Raw genomic sequence first — 20809 nt, 5'->3', positions numbered from 1 at the left:
TATTACAAGTAACAAAAGGTGACTTCGTAGGATCAGCAAGTGGAGCAGTAGTATTAACAGCGTTAATCGTATTTCTATCAAGCGTATTAGTATAATAGAAGCTTTGTAACAAAAGAAAAAGAAGGGAGAATGAAAGATATGAAAGAGCAGGTATTACAAGTAACAAAAGGTGACTTCGTAGGATCAGCAAGTGGAGCGGTAGTATTAACAGCATTAATCGTATTTTTATCAAGCGTATTAGTATAATAGAAGTTTTGTAATAAAAGAAAAAGAGAGGAGAATGAAAGATATGAAAGAGCAAGTATTACAAGTAACAAAAGGTGACTTCGTAGGATCAGCAAGTGGAGCGGTAGTATTAACAGCGTTAATCGTATTTCTATCAAGCGTATTAGTATAATAGAAGCTTTGTAACAAAAGAAAAAAAGGAGGATAAATGATATGAAAGAGCAAGTATTACAAGTAACAAAAGGTGATTTCGTAGGATCAGCAAGTGGAGCGGTAGTATTAACAGCATTAATCGTATTTTTATCAAGTGTATTAGTATAATAGAAGTTTTAAATTAAACAAAAAAGGAAGGAGAATGAGGGATATGAACAGTGAACAAGTGTTTCAAGTAACAAAAACAGATTTATTAGGATCCTTAGGTGGAGCGGTAATATTAACATCATTTATTCTATTCCTTGCAAATGTATTAGTATGAGATATATAAATACAATCATTCAAAAAAAATAAAGACTCTAACGTATTAGTAAGTAGTTAATATGTTGGAGTCTTTTTTATATTCTTCTTATATACCCTCAAGTATTAAAGTTACCTCATTATCCAGCATTCATGGCTAATTAAACGCTGCGGTTGAAACTTGATTCAACGAATAATCAAAAATCCACTGAATAAAATCCCGCTTTATTTCAAAGAGAAAAAAGTCGAATTTTATATGTAAGAAAAAAAGAGGAATTTGACAGAAAAGATAGAAAATTTTAAAGGTCAGAATTTGTTAGCTTGCTAACTAATTTCTATTAATTAATGTTGGAAGCGTTTTCGGTTGGTTTTAAGTATGGACCATTTAATCTATTTACAGGGGGATGAAGATATTATGAAACAAAAATCTATGGATACGCTAGCTGCACAAATGGAGGACTTTTTTCCAGTACGTGATGTAGATCATTTGGAATTTTACGTAGGGAATGCAAAGCAATCGAGTTATTATCTTGCGAGAGCGTTCGGATTCAAAATTGTAGCTTACTCTGGATTAGAAACTGGAAACCGTGAAAAGGTATCTTATGTTCTTGTGCAAAAAAATATGCGTTTCGTTGTGTCTGGAGCTTTAAGTAGTGAAAATCGTATTGCAGAGTTTGTAAAGACTCATGGTGATGGCGTGAAGGATGTGGCACTACTTGTTGATGATGTTGATAAAGCATACTCAGAAGCAGTGAAACGTGGTGCCGTCGCAATTGCTCCACCGCAGGAATTAACAGATGAGGACGGTACATTGAAAAAAGCAGTTATTGGTACGTATGGTGATACAATTCATACGCTTGTAGAGCGTAAAAATTATAAAGGGGCATTTATGCCAGGATTCCAAAAGGTAGAATTTAATATTCCATTTGAGGAGTCTGGTTTAATTGCTGTTGATCATGTAGTTGGTAATGTTGAAAAAATGGAAGAGTGGGTTAGTTATTATGAGAATGTTATGGGCTTTAAACAAATGATTCATTTTGATGATGACGATATTAGTACAGAGTATTCGGCGTTAATGTCAAAAGTTATGACGAATGGAAGTCGTATTAAGTTTCCTATTAACGAACCAGCAGACGGAAAGAGAAAGTCACAAATTCAAGAGTATCTAGAATTCTATAATGGAGCTGGTGTACAACATCTTGCTTTATTAACAAGTGATATTGTTAAAACAGTTGAAGCGCTTCGTGCAAATGGGGTGGAGTTTTTAGATACACCTGATACTTATTACGATGAGCTAACTGCACGAGTTGGAAAAATCGATGAAGAAATTGATAAGTTAAAAGAATTAAAGATCTTAGTAGATCGTGATGATGAAGGTTACTTACTACAAATCTTTACGAAACCAATTGTAGATCGTCCGACTTTATTTATTGAAATCATTCAACGTAAAGGTTCTCGTGGATTTGGTGAAGGAAACTTTAAAGCGTTATTCGAATCAATTGAAAGAGAACAAGAGCGTCGCGGAAACTTATAAGATTTGTATCCACCAGCAAAAGTCCCTTTGCTGGTGGAAATTTCATTTTTATAAGGAGGAATCAGGATGAAATTTGTTACATTTTGTCTTCCTTCAAAAGAACTACGGGCTGGATGGCTTGAAGGTGACAAAGTAATAGATATGAATCTTGCTAGTGAAGGGAAAATCCCTTCTTCTATGATGGATTTTTTAGAGAAAGCGGATGAGTATGTAGAAGTAGTGCGGAATATTAAGAATCCAAATAAGGGTATATATGCTTTAGAAGAAGTACAATTGACAGCTGCTCTTCCTAATCCGAGTAGTATTCGAGATTTTTACGCATTTGAACAACATGTAAAAACAGCTCGTGGACGAAGAGGATTAGATGTTGTGCCTGAATGGTATGATATTCCGGTTTTTTATTTTACTAATCATCGTGCTGTAATTGGTTCCGGTGATTTTGTAATTGGTCCGAAAAAGTCTAAAAAGCTTGATTATGAGTTGGAGATTGCTTGCGTAATAGGAAGAGAAGGGCGAAATATTTCTCGAGAGCAAGCAGAGGAATATATTTTTGGTTATTGTATTATGAACGACTGGAGTGCGAGAGACTTACAAGCAACAGAAATGAAAGTAGGTCTCGGTCCAGCGAAAGGAAAAGACTTTGCAACTTCATTAGGAGCACATCTCGTTACGAAAGAGGAATTAGACGTTTATCGTAATGGTGATCGATATAATTTAGAAATGACTGCTCATGTAAATGGAAAACTATTATCAAAAGGAAACTTCCAAGATATTTACTATACATTTGCTGAAATGATTGAACGTGCTTCAGAGGACGTTACGTTATATCCAGGAGATGTGATTGGTTCTGGGACAGTAGGAACAGGATGTATTTTAGAACTGGGTACAGAAGAGTGGCTACAAGATGGAGATGTTGTAGAACTGTCGATTACTGGTTTAGGTACACTACGTAATACGATCAAAAAAGAAAAGGAAGCGGGTGATGGGCATGTTTTATCGTCACATGGGAGAACTACCTCATAAACGACATGTACAATTTCGTAAAAAAGATGGGTCGCTTTATCGTGAACAGGTAATGGGAACAAAAGGTTTTTCTGGTACGCAGTCTATTTTGTATCATCATTATATGCCAACAGAAGTAGGTCATTCTGCATTATCGCATTCTTGTCAGTTGCAGTATGAAGAGGATGTTGCTCTTTCTCATCGCCACTTTCGAACGAAAGAAAGTAAAAAAAGTGGTGATGCAATAAGTGGACGGAATTTCATACTTGGAAATGAAGATTTGTTAATTGGAGTAGTGAGTCCAACAGAAAAAATGGATTATTTCTATCGTAATGGTGATGGCGATGAAATGTTATTTGTTCATTATGGAACAGGGAAAATTGAAACGATGTTTGGAACGATTCACTATAGAAAAGGCGACTATGTAACGATTCCAATTGGAACGATTTATCGTGTTATTCCAGATGAAGGAGAGACTAAGTTTCTTGTTGTAGAGGCAAATAGCCAAATTACAACGCCGCGTCGTTATCGAAATGAATACGGACAATTGTTAGAGCATAGTCCGTTTTGTGAAAGAGATCTTCGTGGTCCAGAAAAATTAGAGACATATGATGAAAAAGGCGAGTTTGTCGTAATGACAAAATCAAGAGGCTATATGCATAAACATGTTTTAGGACACCACCCGTTAGATGTTGTTGGATGGGATGGCTATTTATATCCGTGGGTATTTAATGTAGAGGATTTTGAACCAATTACAGGGCGCATTCATCAGCCACCGCCAGTACATCAAACATTTGAAGGACATAATTTTGTTATTTGCTCTTTCGTACCACGTTTATACGATTATCATCCAGAGTCAATTCCAGCACCATATTATCATAGTAATGTTAATAGTGATGAAGTTCTTTACTATGTAGAAGGAAACTTTATGAGTCGCAAAGGTGTGGAAGAAGGTTCTATTACACTTCATCCGAGCGGGATTCCCCATGGACCGCATCCGGGGAAAACAGAGGCAAGTATAGGGAAGAAAGAGACGCTTGAATTAGCTGTTATGATAGACACATTCCGTCCGCTTCGTATTGTAAAACAAGCACATGAAACAGAAGATGAAAAGTATATGTATAGCTGGATTGAACAAGGTTCATATACTGTGAAATAAGTAAAAAAGGCATGCTCTCAATAAGGGGGCATGCCTTTTTCACGGAATCGACATGTATAATAATACCAAAAAAATAATGGAAAGATATATAGAAAGAATAATAAGGATCGTGCATATTCAGAAGAATTTCTACTTGTTTCGACAAAAGTATTGACTAGGAAAAGCGTAATGAGTAAAATAAAAAAGCGAATTAAAAATTTTCAGAAAATTTAAAACTTGGAGGAGTGAAAGATGAAGCAAATTTTTCAAAAGAAGCCAATTGCAAAGTTAATGCATGAAAGTAAGCAAAAAACGTTAGCAAGAACATTGGGTGCGCTAGATTTAACTATGCTTGGAATCGGAGCAATTGTTGGAACTGGTATTTTTGTTCTAACGGGTGTTGTGGCAGCGAAACATTCTGGGCCAGCTATTATATTATCATTTGCGATTGCCGCGTTAGCTTGTGCCTTTGCTGCATTTTGTTATGCTGAATTTGCTTCTTCAGTTCCTGTCTCGGGCAGTGTGTATACGTATACATACGCGACGATGGGGGAAGTGTTCGCATTTTTAATTGGCTGGGACTTAATGCTTGAATATTTACTTGCTACATCTGCTGTAGCAAACGGTTGGTCTGCATATTTTCAATCTTTATTAAAGGGGTTTGGAATTCACATTCCGACTATTCTCTCCTCGGCTCCTGGTACAGGAAAGGGTGGAATAATTGATCTACCTGCAGTTCTAATTATTTTAGTGATGACAGTTCTTTTATCTAGGGGTGTTCGTGAAAGTGCACGAGTAAATAACATTATGGTATTTATTAAAATAGCAGTTGTTCTTATTTTTATCTTTGCTGGTTTTAATTATGTGAAACCTGAAAACTGGACGCCCTTTATGCCATTTGGTTTAGATGGTGTAATGGCTGGAGCGGCTACAGTATTCTTCGCATTTATAGGATTTGATGCAGTTTCAACAGCGGCAGAAGAAGTGAAACGTCCGCAACGTGATTTACCAATTGGTATTATTGCATCGTTATTAATTTGTACAGTTCTTTATATCGTTGTTTCGCTTATTTTGACAGGAATTGTTCCATACGGCCAGCTAAATATATCAGATCCAGTTGCTTTTGCACTTCAATTTATTGGACAAGATGGTTTAGCGGGGGTAATTTCAGTAGGAGCGATTACAGGAATTACAACAGTAATGCTAGTTATGATGTATGGGCAAGTTCGTGTTTCTTATGCGATGAGCCGAGATGGTTTACTGCCGAAGCGTCTTGCTAAAGTTCATCCGAAATTTAAAACGCCATTTTTAAATACATGGACAACGGGGATTATTGCGGCACTGATTTCAGGATTAATAGATTTAAATGTTTTAGCACATCTTGTAAATATGGGGACATTGTCAGCATTTGCACTTGTAGCTGTTGCGGTAATCGTAATGAGAAGAACTCATCCAGACTTACCAAGGGCATTTAAGGCTCCGCTTGTACCATTTTTACCAGCATTAACAGTGATTTTCTGTTTATACTTAATGCTTCAATTATCAGGGACAGCGTGGATTAGTTTTGGGATATGGATGGTTATTGGTATAGCGGTTTACTTCTTATATAGCCGAAAACATAGTGCTTTAAATAATAGTAAAAAAGAAGAAGATGTTGCAAATTTATAAGCGAAAAAATCCATTCTAATTCTGTTAGAATGGATTTTTTTATTTGAAAATTTACATTTTTCTGAACTTGTTATAAGATAATTGTTGGCTAACTAAAGGGGTGGAATGATGAAAAATACGTGGCGTGAGTTAAGGGAGATGGACCGTAACGTATGGATTCGATTTATTGGAGAGACGTTAAATGGAATTGCAATGATGATGTTAATGCCTTTTTTTGCATTATATTTAAAAGATAAGGTAGATTCGTTGTTGGAAGTTGGGGTTATTATGGCGCTTTCTCCAATTGCTGCAAGCTTTGGATCACTTATAGGAGGGAGAATTGCTGACATATATGGAAGAAAGCCTATTATGATATTTTCTATGGCAAGTAATGCATTATTAATGCTCGGTTTTCTATTTATAGAAGGATTTATTCCGTATGCAATTTTATCTATTTTTTTAGGGTTGAGTAATTCTTTATTTCATCCAGCTGCATCAGCTATGGTCGCGGATGTAACGGCACCAGAAAAAAGAACAGAGGCATATGGTTTATTACGAATGGGACACAATATAGGTGCTGCGATTGGTCCGATAATGGGAGCATCAGTAGTTGTGTTGTCAAAGAACCTTGTGTTTATTATTGCCTCTTCTACAATGCTATTTTATGCGTTACTTGTATTACTTCTTATTCAAGAGACGATGCCAAAAAGGACAGATAGGGAAGAACATAAAGAAAAGGAATCTGGGGCAGTTTGGAAAATTGTAATGCGAGATAAGGCATTAATGATTTACTTATTAGCAGGTATTATCATTTCGATGGGGTTTTCTCAAACGGAAGGCATGCTGCCACTACATTTTGATAATGAAATGAAGCGTATTTTTGGAACGAATAATCCATATCCATATTTAATGGCGTTAAACGGACTATTAGTTGTTTTATTCCAGTTTCAAATTTCAAAATGGGCTACGGATAAACCAGTTGGGAAGACGATGTTATATGGTGCATGTTTATTCGGGATTGGATTATTTTTTATAGGGTGGTTACCGAAGTGGTTTGGAGAATTTAATACAAATGCTACAATTATTTTAATAACACTACTGTTCGTTTATGCTATATATACGTTAGGTGAGATGATTATGTCGCCTGTACAGATGACATTTGTAGCAAATTTGGCCCCTGAGCATTTGAGAGGGACTTATATGGGAGCTGCAAGTTTGCAGTGGATTACAGGAAGCGCATTTGGTCCACTTTTGGGAGGTTTTTTATTAGATCGATTACTTGGTCACTTTCTATTTACAATTTTAGCTGTAGGATGTGTAGTTGCAGGTATTGTATATGTTTCTTTAGATCGCCTTGTGGAGCAAAGGCAAAAAGACACACTAACCAAACAATCTTCTTAGTGAATAGGTGACATACACAAAAAAGGGGATTTCTACATATTTTAGGTACATAACTAGATTAGATTGCCATTTTATTTTGTGTAGCTATATAGAAAATGAAATGAAAAACCAATAAGTGATGTTATTTAATTATTTATGGAAGTTACATTTTATTTCAAATAGGAACTACCTATTTTTATAAAAAGTGCTAAAATAGAAAAATGAAAACAATTGGTTAGGGTGATTTCATTGACGAAAATTAAATTAGGTTTATTATATGGTGGAAAATCAGCTGAGCATCAAGTTTCGCTACAGACGGCTCTTGCTGCTATTAAAGCGTTAAATCAAGATAAATTCGAGATTCATCCAATTTATATTACAGAACAAGGTCAATGGGTACGCGGTGAGCGTATTGAAGGCGAAGTAACAGATGTTGAAGCTTTAAAAATGAGCGGTGCAGAAAATGCGATTTCTCCGTTATCATTAAGTACAGAAATTATCCCATCTGCAGCTTCTGAGGAGAACGCTATTGACGTTATTTTCCCATTACTACATGGACCAAACGGTGAAGATGGAACGGTTCAAGGACTATTAGAATTAATGAATATCCCTTATGTAGGAAATGGTGTTCTAGCATCATCTGCTGGTATGGATAAAGTTGTTATGAAAAACATCTTTGCAGAGGCTGGTTTAAAACAAGCAAAATATGCATCCTTCATTCGTAGTGCATGGGAAAAAAATCGTGAGGAAGCTTATTCTAAAGTAGAAGATAAGTTAGGATATCCTTGCTTCGTAAAACCAGCGAACCTTGGTTCAAGTGTTGGTATTAATAAGTGTAAAAATCGTGAAGAACTTGAGGATGCATTTGTAGAGGCATTCCAATTTGATCGCAAAATTATTGTAGAAGAAAATATTGTAGGTCGTGAAGTAGAAGTTGGGGTACTAGGTAATGATGAGCCGAAATGTTCAGTTGTAGGTGAAATCGTTCCGAAAAAGGACTTCTATGATTATAAGTCGAAATATATCGATGGTGATACGGCGCTAATTATTCCAGCTGAAATGACAGAAGAAGAATCTAATGTAATTAAGCGTGATGCAATTATTGCATTCCAATCATTAGACGGTGCAGGTTTAACGCGAGCTGATTTCTTCTTAACGAAAGATGGAGAAGTGTATATTAACGAAGTAAACACAATGCCAGGATTTACACCGTTCAGTATGTTCCCTCTATTATGGCAACATACTGGGTTACCGTATCCAGAATTAATCGAAGAGCTAATTCGTTTAGCGATTGAACGTCACGAAGAAAAACAAAAAATTAAATATACAATCTAACAAAAAAGGAGGAAGCACTATTCGTAGGAATAGTGCTTCCTCTATGTAAGGAGCGTTTCTATATGATAAAGCGAATGTTAAAGCAAGTGGAACAGATGGTAAATGGTACTGGATTAGCAGAGCAATATGAGGGAATTACTATTCAAGGCGTGTCTATTGATACAAGAAAAATTGAAAAAGGAAACTTGTATGTTCCGATTCAAGGGGAGCGCTTTGATGGACATGCTTTTGTAGATAAAGCTGTTGAAAATGGAGCTGTGGCTACATTATGGATGAAAGATGTAGCGAATCCACCTGAGAATCTTCCGGTTATTTTTGTGGAAGACACGCTATCCGCATTGCAAATGTTAGCGAAAAACTATCGTGATCAATTGGATGTTAAAGTTGTAGGTGTAACGGGTAGTAACGGTAAAACATCTACGAAAGATATTGTAACAAGTCTTCTTGCGACTAAATCCAAAGTGCAAAAAACAGAAGGGAACTTCAATAACCATATTGGATTACCTCTTACCATTTTAAACTTAGAAGAAAATACAGAAGTAGCAGTATTAGAGATGGGTATGTCAAGCCGAGGCGAAATTGAATTCTTATCTAAGTTAGCTCGTCCTAATGCAGCTATCATTACGAATATTGGTGAGGCACATTTAATGGATTTAGGGTCTCGTGAGGCAATTGCTGAAGCGAAATTAGAAATTGTTACAGGGTTACAAGAAGGTGGCGTGTTCGTATATAACGGAGATGAGCCTTTATTAACGAATCGTGTTCCTGAAATGAATTTAGCAGCAGAAACGGTTACGTTTGGTGATGCAAGAGCAAACGATTATTATCCAACGACTGTAACATTACAAGCAACTGGGACACATTTCAAAATGAATAGAGATGAAAATATTTCATTCTACTTACCTGTGTTAGGAAAACATAATGTGTATAATACACTTGCTTCAATGGCAATTGCGAAACATTTTGGTGTAACGTGGGAAGAGATGAAAGAAGGTTTAGTAACACTTCAAATGACGGGCATGCGTATGGAAATTGTGAAAACAAATAGTGGTTTAACAATTATCAACGATGCTTATAATGCAAGTCCGACGGCTATGGAAGCAGCATTCCATTTAATGAATGGTTTAGATGGTTTTGCTAAAAAAATCGTTGTGCTCGGTGATATGTTAGAACTTGGAGATCAAGAAGTACAGTTCCATTATGAGGTAGGAAAATTAATCGATCCAGCAAAAATCTCGCATGTATTCACATACGGTAGATTAGGGGCTCAAATTGCTGAAGGAGCGAAAATTAATTTCCCTAATGAACGTGTAAAGGCGTATGATAATAAAGAAGAGTTAGTAAAAGATTTACAAGCAGTAGTCGATGTGAAAGATGTTGTATTAATAAAAGCATCTCGCGGTATGAAATTAGAAGAAGTAATTACGATGTTGAAATAATTGGTGTATATAAATAGGGATGATAGTTACGAAAATAGAAGAAACTTATAATAAGCGCTTACAGTAAATATAAAAAAATAAAAGTGAAGAAAAAAACTCTGAATATGAAAATAAGGTAACAGTTGGGTTTGCTTTTTACACATACAAAACTTATAATTGATAAAGTGTAATAACGTTTAGAAGTATTTTCGTGAAGAATATACGCCCGTTTATATACGTGAGCATTCAGGAAAAGGGCTTTTCCGCAAATTCGGAAAACGCCTTTTTTTAAATGATAAGTATAGGATAGAAAAGGAGAAGTAACATTGACAACATTTCGAGAATTAGGATTAAGTGATTCTTTACTGCAATCTGTTGAAAGTATGGGCTTTGAAGAGGCTACACCAATTCAAGCTGAAACAATTCCACATGCATTGCAAGGTAAAGATATTATTGGGCAAGCGCAAACAGGTACAGGGAAAACAGCAGCATTCGGATTACCACTATTAGATAAAGTGGATACACATAAAGAATCGGTTCAAGGTATTGTTATCGCGCCAACGCGTGAATTAGCAATTCAAGTTGGAGAAGAATTATACAAAATTGGTAAGCATAAACGCGTTCGTATTTTACCAATTTATGGTGGTCAAGATATTAACCGCCAAATTCGTGCTCTAAAAAAACACCCACACATTATTGTTGGTACGCCGGGTCGTATTTTAGATCATATTAACCGTAAAACACTTCGCCTGCAAAACGTAGAGACAGTTGTTCTTGACGAAGCGGATGAAATGTTAAACATGGGCTTCATTGAAGACATTGAAGCAATTTTAACAGATGTGCCAGAAACACATCAAACATTACTATTCTCAGCGACAATGCCGGATCCAATCCGCCGTATTGCTGAGCGTTTCATGACTGAGCCTCAACACATTAAAGTAAAAGCAAAAGAAGTAACAATGCCAAACATTCAGCAGTTCTATTTAGAAGTGCAAGAAAAGAAAAAGTTTGACGTGTTAACACGCTTATTAGATATTCAATCTCCAGAGCTTGCAATCGTATTCGGTCGTACAAAGCGTCGTGTTGATGAATTATCAGAAGCATTAAACTTACGTGGTTATGCTGCAGAAGGTATTCACGGTGATTTAACTCAGGCGAAACGTATGTCTGTATTACGTAAATTTAAAGAAGGTTCTATTGAAGTTCTTGTTGCAACAGACGTTGCTGCACGTGGTCTTGATATTTCAGGCGTAACGCACGTATATAACTTCGATATTCCACAAGATCCAGAATCATACGTTCACCGTATCGGTCGTACTGGTCGTGCAGGTAAAAAAGGTATTGCAATGCTATTTGTAACACCACGTGAATCAGGACAATTAAAAAATATCGAGCGTACAACAAAACGTAAAATGGACCGTATGGATGCACCGACACTTGACGAGGCATTAGAAGGTCAACAACGTTTAATCGCTGAAAAGCTTCAAAGCACAATTGAAAATGAAAACTTAGCATACTACAAGCGTATTGCAGAAGAAATGTTAGAAGAAAATGACTCTGTAACAGTAGTAGCTGCTGCTTTAAAAATGATGACTAAAGAGCCGGATACAACTCCGATCGCTTTAACATCAGAACCACCTGTTGTTTCAAGAGGCGGCGGTTCTAAAAAACGCGGCGGTAACGGAGGCGGATACCGTGATGGTAACCGTAATCGTAGTCGTGATGCACGCGGCGGTGGCGATGGACGTAATCGTGACCGTAACCGTGATGGACGTAATCGTGACGGAAACCGTGATCGCAATCGTGATGGTGGTAGTCGTGGTCGTAGAGGTGAAGGCCAAGGTCGCCCTGGTTCTTCAAATGGACGCGGCGAAAGAAAACATCATAGCCGTCCACAAGCTTAATAAAAAAAAGAGAATGCCCTTTGCGGGCATTCTCTTTTTTTATTTCTATAATTGTGCATACTACATAATAGTTATGATAGAAAAGGGGCTGTTATATGCTTGTAAGGCTTGGTTACGTTGCGATGAGTGTACATTTGAAGAATGCATCTCCATCTCAAACGATGACGTATGCACAGTTTCAGAAATTAGATGATCGTGCTGCTGCAATTCGTAAACTTGAAAGAATTGCTAATTCCAATTTAGAAAATTGTTTACGTTTATTAAAGCATAATAAAGGGCATGACATATCTTTCTTTCGGCTCAGTTCAAAGCTCATTCCTTTAGCGAATCATGAGGAATTGCTAGAGTGGAACTATATTCGTCCTTTAAAAGAAAATTTAAAAAAACTAGGTGAATATGCAGTTCATATGAATATGAGAATTGATTTCCATCCAGATCATTTTGTTGTACTAAATTCACCTGAGGAGAGTGTTTTTAAACAATCTGTAAAAACATTGCAGATGCACAAAAAATTATTAAAAGGTATGGGGATTGAACATAAGCAACGATGTGTACTGCATGTCGGAGGAGGATATAAAGATAAAGAACTTGCATTAGAGCGCTTTATAGAGAATTGGTCGAATGTCCCAAGGGGTATTCAAGAAATGATTATATTAGAAAATGATGATACAACCTTTACGTTAGAGGAAACATTATATTTAGGAGAAAAATTAGATATTCCCGTCGTATTTGACTTACATCACCATATGATGAATAATGAGCAAGAAGATTGGTATGAAGATTGGGCACGTGTCGTTCATACGTGGGAAACGTCTTTGTTGCCGGTTAAAATGCATATCTCTAGCCCTAGAGAGGGAAAAGATCCAAGAGCTCATGCAGATTATATTAATGTAGAGGCATTTTTATCTTTTTTAAGAAGGATAAAGGGAAGTGTTCCGCAAATTGATTGTATGATTGAGGCGAAGATGAAGGATGAGTCTTTATTTCAATTAATGAGAGATTTAAGTGAACAAGTAGATGTAGAAATTATCGATGGTGCAAGCTTTTATATTAAATAAGCTTTGCACCATCGTTTTTTTTGGTTAAAAAAGGGGTTAAAATGCCACCGGTTATTAAACCTGTTAAATGACTGATCGGATTGGCAGAAGGGTTAAAGAAAGTAAATAGCAGTAATAGAAGAATCATAATTGAGAAAATGGCAATTTCTTTTGGTTTTGAAGAGCGGTATCGATTGTACAATAAAAATAACTGTGCACCTAATAGTCCGAAAATACCACCTGATGCACCTGCGTGAATATATTCAAGCGGCATAATAATATAAGAAGAAATATTTCCAGAAATTCCAGAGAGAAAAAATAGAATAAAAAAAGAAAAGTGTCCGAGTTGCTTTTCGATAGAAGAACCAAGAGCGAACAAAAAAATACTATTAGAAAGAAAATGTTGTAAGTCTACGTGTACGAGAAGAGAAGTTATGACACGCCACCATTCTCCTTTAGCGATATATTCATTAGAGGCTGCCAGTGGTAAGAGAAAAAAGTCGCCTAATATCATCATGACTAAATGAATAAGAAGTAAGGTAAGAATAGTCGGTTGTAAAGAAATATGAGTGGATCTTATTAGCATACGGTTACTTTCACCCCTTTTGCATCAGAAAGATTCTCTGTTATTCTTATCAATATGAAAGAAGAAAGTTAAATAGAAGAAGGGGATTTCGAAATGATTATAGGGATTGGTATCGATATTATTGAATTAAATCGTATTGAAAAAATGCTAGATGGAAAGCTTAAATTTATGGAACGTATTTTAACGGAAAATGAACGTAATGTTGCTATGGAGCTGAAAGGAAGTCGTCTTACAGAGTTTGTAGCTGGAAGGTTTGCAGCGAAAGAGGCGTATTCAAAAGCTGTAGGTACTGGTATCGGAAAAGAAGTGAGTTTTTTAGATATTGAAGTGAAAAATGATGAAAGAGGTAAGCCAATTCTGATTACAAGTACAGAGTATATTGTTCATTTATCAATTAGTCATAGTAAGGAATTTGCTGTTGCTCAAGTTGTTTTAGAAAGCTCGTCACGCTAGTCTGCATATTTTATATCTTTGTCTCATATATTTGAGGTAGCGATAAGGAAGGTACATCTTCCATTCATTTATAGGGGCAAAGGGGCTGAATTGATGAAAAGGCGTCTGTTTTTAGTTCTTGTCGGTTTGTTGACCGTTTTTGTGTTGGCGGGTTGTATGGAAAAGAAGCAAGATGATGTCGTGAGAGATTTAGAATCAAAAGTAAAAGGGATGAAAAGTTATCAAGCTGAGGCAAAATTATCTATTAAAACAGGCAATGAGCCTCAAGAATATAACGTAGAGATTTGGCATAAGGAACCGTCTTTTTATCGTGTGAATTTAAAAAATGCAAAAAAAGATCAGAGCCAAATTATTTTGAGAAATGAAGAAGGTGTATTTGTATTAACGCCAGCACTTAATAAGAGCTTCCGTTTTCAAAGTGATTGGCCGCAAAATAGTAGCCAGGCTTATTTATATGAATCACTTGTAAGAGATATTTTGCAGGACAAGAAAAACCTTACTTTTGAGAAAACAGATAAGTATTATATTTTTAAAACAAAAACAAACTATCAACATCAAAATATGTTGCCGAGACAAGAGATTACATTGAATAAGAGCGACTTGACTCCAGTTTCAGTGAAGTTAATGGATAATGATCAAAATGTTCTTGTGAAAGTAGATTTCTCTAAAGTGAAATTCGATGCGAAATTTGATAAAGGTGCATTTGATACGAAACAAAATATGTCTAGAGCACAGGTAGATGTTCAAACAACAGCGAAAGAAGACAAACCGTTTGCTATTTTGTATCCACTTGATACACCACAAGGTATGACTCTGAAAGATGAAAAAGAGTTGAAGACAGACAGTGGCAAGCGTGCGATACTCACATACACTGGAAATAAGAAATCCTTTACTTTAATACAAGAAAAGGCAAAAGTTGCAGAGGCATCATCAGCGGTAAGTGTAAGTGGAGAACCAGTTGATCTTGGGTTTACGATTGGTGCATTAACGAAAGACTCTGTAACGTGGTCGCATAACGGAGTAGAATATATGCTCGTGTCTAAAGGTTTAGAGCCGAAGGAGCTGTTAATGGTTGCTCGTTCAGTTACAGCGAAGCAGGTGAAGTAAACTTCTTAGACGTGGTGATATATGTGCACCACGTCTTTTCTTAGTTTGAAGGTGGATTTCATAAAAGAAGCATATAAAAGAATAAGCTTCGCATATCGTGTATAAGGAAGTGTATTTATGGAAGAAGCACCATTTTACCGTGACACTTGGGTGGAAGTGGATTTAGATGCCATTTATAACAACGTTACACATATTAAAGAGTTCATCCCAAGTAATGTAGAGATTTTTGCTGTAGTTAAAGCAAACGCATATGGGCACGATTATGTACCGGTGGCTAAAACGGCATTAGAAGCAGGTGCAACAAGGTTAGCTGTTGCTTTTTTAGATGAAGCTTTAGTGCTTCGGAGGGCTGGTATTACTGAACCGATTTTAGTGTTAGGTCCCTCGCCGCCGCGTGATGTAAATGTAGCTGCTGAAAATGATGTAGCGCTAACTGTTTTTCAAAAAGAATGGGTGGAAGAAGCAATTAAACTTTGGGATGGTTCATCTGTAATGAAATTCCATATTAACTTTGATAGTGGTATGGGGAGAATTGGAATACGTGAAAGAAAAGAGCTAAAAGAATTTTTAAAGAGTTTAGAGGGTGCACCGTTTTTAGAGTTAGAAGGAGTATACACGCATTTTGCAACGGCAGATGAGGTTGAGACTTCGTATTTTGATAAGCAATATAACACGTTCTTGGAGCAGTTAAGTTGGTTGAAAGAATTCGGAGTGGATCCTAAGTTTGTTCATACAGCTAATAGTGCTGCGACGTTACGTTTTCAAGGGATTACATTTAATGCAGTGCGAATTGGGATTGCAATGTATGGATTATCTCCTTCTGTAGAAATACGTCCTTTTTTACCATTTGAATTAGAACCGGCGCTATCACTTCATACGAAAGTTGCTCATATTAAACAGGTAATTAAAGGTGATGGAATTAGTTATAACGTCACCTATCGAACGAAAACTGAAGAATGGATTGCGACTGTAGCGATTGGCTATGCAGATGGGTGGCTTAGAAGGTTACAAGGATTTGAAGTGCTTATAAATGGTAAAAGGGTACCGATTGTAGGGCGAGTAACAATGGATCAGTTCATGATTCATCTTCCTTGTGAAGTGCCACTTGGTACGAAAGTTACGCTTATTGGAAGGCAAGGAGATGAGTATATTAGCGCTACAGAGGTTGCGGAATACTCAGGGACTATTAATTATGAAATTATTGCAACGATCAGTTTCCGTGTGCCAAGAATATTTATACGGAATGGTAAGGTTGTAGAGATAATTAATTACTTGAACAATATATAGAAGGTAGTATGATTGCTTCTTGTCATTGGAGTGACTGTTCATTGCTGGATAATAAGCTCTTTTTGATGAGAAGCTTTTTACTTATAATCATTTTTTATATAAGTTGCACGTAAGTTTTGAAGAGGAGTTCTATTGTTTTTAGTTAGTTATGAGATAAAAAATTTAAGAAGATGAATGTTTTGTTTGTGAATTGGAAAACATAAGCAAGGAATAAGGAAGTCTTTGCAACAGGCTCCATACAATGGTATTATTACAATAGGTGTCATATATATATTTGGGTGTGTAGTTGACGGTGGAGGTGTATTTTTGTGTCCGAATCAAGTGTAACTACTGAAATCGTGGTTCGGTTGCCAAAGCAAATGGTAACGGAATTGGACGGAATTGGAAAACAAGAGAATAAGAATCGCCATGAACTAATTTGCCAGGCAACACAATTGTTATTGCGTCAACATAAGACGAAGAAACGCTACCAACATGAATCAATGCGACGTGGGTACATTGAAATGGGAAAAATTAATCTTGGTATTGCATCTGAAGCTTTCTTAGCAGAGTATGAAGCAGCTCATACAGTAGAACGCTTAGTTAGCGGGGGGTAATATTTTGATTGTAAAACGCGGCGACGTGTATTTTGCAGACCTTTCCCCAGTTGTTGGTTCTGAGCAAGGAGGCGTTCGTCCGGTTCTTGTCATTCAAAATGACATCGGAAATCGTTTTAGTCCAACGGTGATTGTAGCGGCTATTACTGCACAGATTCAAAAAGCGAAATTACCCACTCATGTGGAAATTGATGCGAAAAAGTATGGTTTTGAGAGAGATTCTGTTATTTTACTTGAGCAGATTCGAACAATCGATAAGCAACGCTTAACGGACAAAATCACTCATTTGGATGAAGTGATGATGAGTCGTGTAGATGAAGCGTTACAAATTAGTTTAGGACTAATAGATTTTTAAATCGGCAGTTTAAGTTGCTCTCTTTGAAGGGCAACTTTTTTTATTATAGAGGAGGTTACGGTTGTATATGGAAATGGTAGATAATCGACAAGCGTTAATGAAAATGTTAGTGAAAGAATTAGGCTTTACCGAAAAGCAAGTTCGTCATGTTATTCAATTAACAGAAGAAGGTAACACAGTTCCATTTATTGCTCGTTACCGAAAAGAATGGACAGGCTCTTTAGATGAGGTGCAAATTCGTACGATTTTAGAGAGATGGCAATATATGATGCAACTTGAAGATAGGAAGGAAGAAGTTCTTCGTCTTATTGATGAGAAGGGGAAACTGACAGAAGAGCTACGACAGCAAATTGTTAAAGCTACAAAGTTGCAAGAAGTAGAAGATCTATATCGTCCATATAAAGAGAAAAGAAGAACGAAAGCGACAATTGCTAAAGAAAAAGGATTAGAACCATTAGCTGAATGGTTATTGTTATATAAGAAAGAAGATCCGGCTAAAAAGGCAGTGGAATTTATTAATGTAGAGAAAGAAGTGCAATCTGCAGAAGAAGCTTTACAAGGTGCACAAGACATTATTGCAGAAATGGTTTCAGATGAAGCTGCGTATCGTAGTTGGATTCGAAATGTTACTTTTAGAAAAGGTGTTATGTCTTCGTCCGTGAAAGATGAAGAAAAAGATGAAAAGAATATATATGAAATGTATTACAGTTATGAAGAACCATTGCAAAAAGTAGTGCCACATCGTGTATTAGCAATGAATCGTGGCGAGAAAGAAGATATATTGAGAGTTGCTGTTGTTCCGCCAGTAGATGAGATAGTAACTTTTTTAAATAAGAAAGTAATTCGTGATAACGATTCGAAAAGTGCACATTATGTACAATTAGCGATTGAAGATGGTTATAAACGATTAATTCAATCTTCAATCGAAAGAGAAATTCGTAAAGAATTAACAGAAACAGCTGAAGAACAAGCGATACATATTTTCTCTGAGAACTTACGTAACTTACTATTACAACCTCCGATGAAAGGGAAAGTCGTGCTAGCGGTAGATCCGGCATATAGAACTGGTTGTAAATTGTCTGTAGTAGATGATACGGGGAAAGTACTACATATCGATGTTATTTATCCGCATCCACCTGTTCGTAAATATGATGATGCAAAAACGAAAGTTCTTTCTATTATAGATAAATATCAAGTTGAAATGATTGCAATTGGTAATGGGACAGCATCTAGAGAAACAGAAGAGTTTATAGTAGATGTATTACAAAGTGTGAACCGAGATGTCTTTTATATTATTGTAAATGAAGCGGGTGCTAGTGTATATTCAGCTTCTGATTTAGCTCGTGAGGAATTCCCAAATTTACAAGTTGAAGAGAGAAGTGCCGTTTCTATTGGAAGACGTCTGCAAGATCCACTTGCTGAACTTGTGAAAATTGATCCTAAATCAGTTGGGGTTGGACAATACCAACATGATGTATCTCAAAAGAGACTGAATGAGTCATTAACATTTGTAGTAGAAACAGCTGTTAACCAAGTTGGGGTTAATGTAAATACGGCTTCGGTTGCATTGTTACAATATGTTTCAGGTTTATCGAAAACTGTTGCGAAAAATATTGTGGCAAAGAGAGAAGAAGATGGGAAATTCACGAAGCGCACGGAATTAAAGAAAATCCCGCGTTTAGGTGCAAAGACGTATGAACAATGTATAGGTTTCTTACGTATACTAGAAGGAGCGAATCCATTAGATCGAACAGGTATTCATCCAGAGCAATATAAGAATGTTGAATTGTTATTGAAGAGTCTAGGGTTATCGATAGATGACGTAGGACAACCGCAATTACAAAAGAGATTGGAAGAAGTAGAGATTTCTAAGTTATCTCAAGAAACAGGAGTTGGGGAGCCGACGTTAGTTGATATTATAGATGCACTTATTAGTCCAGAAAGAGATATGAGGGATGAGTTGCCTAAACCACTTCTGAAAAAAGGGATTTTGAAATTAGAAGATTTAAAACGTGGTATGGAATTAGAAGGAACAGTTCGTAACGTTGTTGATTTTGGTGCTTTTGTTGATGTTGGCGTAAAGCAAGATGGTTTAGTACATATTTCTAAACTTAGCAAACAGTTTGTAAAGCATCCGTTAGATGTTGTATCAGTAGGGCAAATTGTAAAAGTATGGGTAGATGATATTGATACAAAAAAAGGACGCGTTGCACTATCTATGTTGCCGATTGAATAGTAAGAGAAGAGAGCAGATGAAACTGCTCTTTTTTTATGGAATAAAAAGTGTAATGGATTATGAGCTTTGATGTATTTTGCTATAATAAAACCAGCATTCATTTAATAATTTAATTTGATACCGGTTTTTTTCGAAATATGCACGTTGCATTTGTTTTTTTAGCCACGTAGGCATAGGAATCCCTCCTTGTTTAATCCTGCTCTCAAAAATCTAAAATGCTATTGATGAGAGGTTGGTGAGTGGATTTCTATTCATGTTTTGTTTTTAGAAACCACGCTTCTTACATGAGGATGGGTATATGTACTATTTAATATATGTATAAGAAGGGAGAAAAGTGTAAAAATATTTTTTTGTTTAGGAGGAATGAGAGTGGATGAGCAAGAAATTCAGCGACTAGTGGAAGAAGTGTCACTACAATACTTTGAGATGCCGTTCTTACATAAAGCAGTGTTTAATAATAGATTACGTACAACTGGTGGGCGTTATTTATTGAAGAGTCATAATATCGAACTGAATTATCGATATTACGAAGTGTATGGTGAAGAAGAGTTAGTCGGGATTATTAAACATGAGCTTTGTCATTATCACTTACATATTGCAGGAAGAGGGTATAAGCACAGGGACAGGGATTTCCGTGAGTTGTTAAAGAAAGTTGAGGCACCACGTTTTTGTAAACAAATGATTAATGAAGAGAAGGAAAAAAAGATTTATAAGTATGAATGTATGGAGTGTTCACTTCAATATGTAAGAAGGCGTCAAATAAATACAAAAAGATATGTCTGTGGAAAGTGTAAAGGGAAACTCAAACCGATATCGAAAACATCTTGACAGTAAAAACGCAATCCAGTATATTATAAACATGTCACGTTTGAACAAGATGTTGTTAAAAACTTCTTGACTTACAGAGAGAATTTTTATAAGATACAAATTGTCTTCATTATTCCGCAGTAGCTCAGTGGTAGAGCTATCGGCTGTTAACCGATCGGTCGTAGGTTCGAGTCCTACCTGCGGAGCCATACAGAGAAGTACCCAAGTGGCTCAAGGGGCTCCCCTGCTAAGGGAGTAGATCGCTAACGCGGTGCGAGGGTTCGAATCCCTTCTTCTCTGCCATACATA

23 protein-coding genes and 2 tRNA genes are annotated in these 20809 nt (G+C 36.4%); 23 read left to right on the top strand and 2 right to left on the bottom strand.

The annotated features are described in order from the left end of the window. From ACQGSG_RS17590 to uvsE, 14 genes are all read left to right on the top strand, one after another. The coding region (locus tag ACQGSG_RS17590; RefSeq protein ID WP_000696157.1) for a DUF3948 family protein at nt 1-95 on the top strand (95 nt) is incomplete at its 5' end. 34 nt (nt 96-129) lie between these two features. Continuing rightward, nucleotides 130-246 carry a DUF3948 family protein gene (locus ACQGSG_RS17585; RefSeq protein ID WP_000654250.1) on the top strand — a complete coding sequence of 39 codons (117 nt, stop codon included), beginning with the start codon at nt 130-132 and terminating at the stop codon, nt 244-246. Nucleotides 247-280: 34 nt separating this feature from the next. After that, nucleotides 281-397: a DUF3948 family protein gene (locus tag ACQGSG_RS17580; RefSeq protein WP_000654250.1), complete on the top strand. Its 117-nt coding sequence runs from the start codon at nt 281-283 to the stop codon at nt 395-397. 41 nt (nt 398-438) lie between these two features. Then, nucleotides 439-546: a DUF3948 family protein gene (locus ACQGSG_RS17575; protein WP_000664237.1), complete on the top strand. Its 108-nt coding sequence runs from the start codon at nt 439-441 to the stop codon at nt 544-546. A 43-nt stretch (nt 547-589) separates the two neighbouring features. After that, the gene (locus tag ACQGSG_RS17570) at nt 590-700 is read left to right on the top strand and encodes a DUF3948 family protein (protein WP_001083690.1); all 111 of its coding nucleotides are present in this window, start codon (nt 590-592) and stop codon (nt 698-700) included. A 393-nt stretch (nt 701-1093) separates the two neighbouring features. Further along, entirely contained in the window at nt 1094-2212 is a 1119-nt protein-coding gene (gene hppD, locus ACQGSG_RS17565; RefSeq protein WP_000810922.1) for a 4-hydroxyphenylpyruvate dioxygenase, read from the top strand. 66 nt (nt 2213-2278) lie between these two features. Next, nucleotides 2279-3235: a fumarylacetoacetate hydrolase family protein gene (locus tag ACQGSG_RS17560; RefSeq protein ID WP_000673989.1), complete on the top strand. Its 957-nt coding sequence runs from the start codon at nt 2279-2281 to the stop codon at nt 3233-3235. Beyond that, the gene (locus ACQGSG_RS17555; protein WP_013141710.1) at nt 3201-4373 is read left to right on the top strand and encodes a homogentisate 1,2-dioxygenase; all 1173 of its coding nucleotides are present in this window, start codon (nt 3201-3203) and stop codon (nt 4371-4373) included. Before ACQGSG_RS17560 ends, ACQGSG_RS17555 begins: the two co-directional genes overlap by 35 nt. A gap of 231 nt (nt 4374-4604) precedes the next feature. Further along, a complete protein-coding gene (locus tag ACQGSG_RS17550; protein WP_000809349.1) occupies nt 4605-6020 on the top strand; it encodes an amino acid permease in 1416 nt (471 codons plus the stop codon). A gap of 108 nt (nt 6021-6128) precedes the next feature. Beyond that, nucleotides 6129-7400, top strand: a complete 1272-nt coding sequence (locus ACQGSG_RS17545; RefSeq protein WP_000799724.1) for an MDR family MFS transporter — start codon at nt 6129-6131, stop codon at nt 7398-7400. A gap of 228 nt (nt 7401-7628) precedes the next feature. Continuing rightward, nucleotides 7629-8714: a D-alanine--D-alanine ligase gene (locus ACQGSG_RS17540; RefSeq protein ID WP_000161427.1), complete on the top strand. Its 1086-nt coding sequence runs from the start codon at nt 7629-7631 to the stop codon at nt 8712-8714. 62 nt (nt 8715-8776) lie between these two features. Next, nucleotides 8777-10153, top strand: a complete 1377-nt coding sequence (murF, locus tag ACQGSG_RS17535; protein ID WP_325842687.1) for a UDP-N-acetylmuramoyl-tripeptide--D-alanyl-D-alanine ligase — start codon at nt 8777-8779, stop codon at nt 10151-10153. Nucleotides 10154-10458: 305 nt separating this feature from the next. Beyond that, entirely contained in the window at nt 10459-12036 is a 1578-nt protein-coding gene (locus ACQGSG_RS17530; RefSeq protein ID WP_000206584.1) for a DEAD/DEAH box helicase, read from the top strand. A 95-nt stretch (nt 12037-12131) separates the two neighbouring features. Next, entirely contained in the window at nt 12132-13094 is a 963-nt protein-coding gene (uvsE, locus tag ACQGSG_RS17525; RefSeq protein WP_000961161.1) for a UV DNA damage repair endonuclease UvsE, read from the top strand. Here uvsE and ACQGSG_RS17520 read toward each other — a convergent pair. Further along, on the bottom strand, nt 13087-13659 hold the full coding sequence (locus ACQGSG_RS17520; RefSeq protein ID WP_000908523.1) for a rhomboid family intramembrane serine protease: 573 nt from the start codon (nt 13657-13659) through the stop codon (nt 13087-13089). The genes uvsE and ACQGSG_RS17520 overlap by 8 nt on opposite strands. Nucleotides 13660-13752: 93 nt before the next feature. On the opposite strand from ACQGSG_RS17520, the gene acpS reads away from it, so the two are divergent. From acpS to ACQGSG_RS17490, 6 genes are all read left to right on the top strand, one after another. After that, nucleotides 13753-14112 (top strand): holo-ACP synthase, encoded by a 360-nt coding sequence (gene acpS, locus ACQGSG_RS17515; RefSeq protein ID WP_000583417.1) that lies wholly within the window; start codon nt 13753-13755, stop codon nt 14110-14112. A 156-nt stretch (nt 14113-14268) separates the two neighbouring features. Next, complete coding sequence (locus ACQGSG_RS17510; RefSeq protein WP_002060618.1) at nt 14269-15219, top strand: LolA family protein; 951 nt, start codon at nt 14269-14271, stop codon at nt 15217-15219. Between the two features lie 117 nt (nt 15220-15336). Next, the gene (gene alr / locus ACQGSG_RS17505) at nt 15337-16506 is read left to right on the top strand and encodes an alanine racemase (RefSeq protein ID WP_000390617.1); all 1170 of its coding nucleotides are present in this window, start codon (nt 15337-15339) and stop codon (nt 16504-16506) included. A 308-nt stretch (nt 16507-16814) separates the two neighbouring features. Continuing rightward, nucleotides 16815-17102 (top strand): antitoxin EndoAI, encoded by a 288-nt coding sequence (locus ACQGSG_RS17500; protein WP_000004570.1) that lies wholly within the window; start codon nt 16815-16817, stop codon nt 17100-17102. A gap of 4 nt (nt 17103-17106) precedes the next feature. After that, nucleotides 17107-17457: a type II toxin-antitoxin system endoribonuclease NdoA gene (gene ndoA, locus ACQGSG_RS17495; RefSeq protein WP_000635965.1), complete on the top strand. Its 351-nt coding sequence runs from the start codon at nt 17107-17109 to the stop codon at nt 17455-17457. A gap of 67 nt (nt 17458-17524) precedes the next feature. Continuing rightward, nucleotides 17525-19693 carry a Tex family protein gene (locus tag ACQGSG_RS17490; RefSeq protein ID WP_000426236.1) on the top strand — a complete coding sequence of 723 codons (2169 nt, stop codon included), beginning with the start codon at nt 17525-17527 and terminating at the stop codon, nt 19691-19693. Between the two features lie 57 nt (nt 19694-19750). Here ACQGSG_RS17490 and cmpA read toward each other — a convergent pair whose 3' ends face one another. Continuing rightward, nucleotides 19751-19867: a cortex morphogenetic protein CmpA gene (cmpA, locus tag ACQGSG_RS17485; protein WP_001143642.1), complete on the bottom strand. Its 117-nt coding sequence runs from the start codon at nt 19865-19867 to the stop codon at nt 19751-19753. Between the two features lie 195 nt (nt 19868-20062). Here cmpA and ACQGSG_RS17480 point away from each other — a divergent pair, with 195 nt between their 5' ends. The 3 genes from ACQGSG_RS17480 to ACQGSG_RS17470 all read left to right on the top strand — a co-directional run bounded on the left by ACQGSG_RS17480 (nt 20063) and on the right by ACQGSG_RS17470 (nt 20803). Then, nucleotides 20063-20521: a SprT family protein gene (locus ACQGSG_RS17480; protein ID WP_000344239.1), complete on the top strand. Its 459-nt coding sequence runs from the start codon at nt 20063-20065 to the stop codon at nt 20519-20521. A gap of 113 nt (nt 20522-20634) precedes the next feature. Continuing rightward, nucleotides 20635-20709 (top strand) — tRNA-Asn (locus ACQGSG_RS17475). Nucleotides 20710-20712: 3 nt separating this feature from the next. Further along, a tRNA-Ser gene (locus tag ACQGSG_RS17470) sits at nt 20713-20803 on the top strand. Nucleotides 20804-20809 lie beyond the last annotated feature (6 nt).

The organism is Bacillus sp. GMa5/1 (assembly GCF_050172015.1).
Taxonomy (GTDB): domain Bacteria; phylum Bacillota; class Bacilli; order Bacillales; family Bacillaceae_G; genus Bacillus_A; species Bacillus_A cereus.
This window is presented reverse-complemented; position numbering and strand designations above follow the sequence as displayed.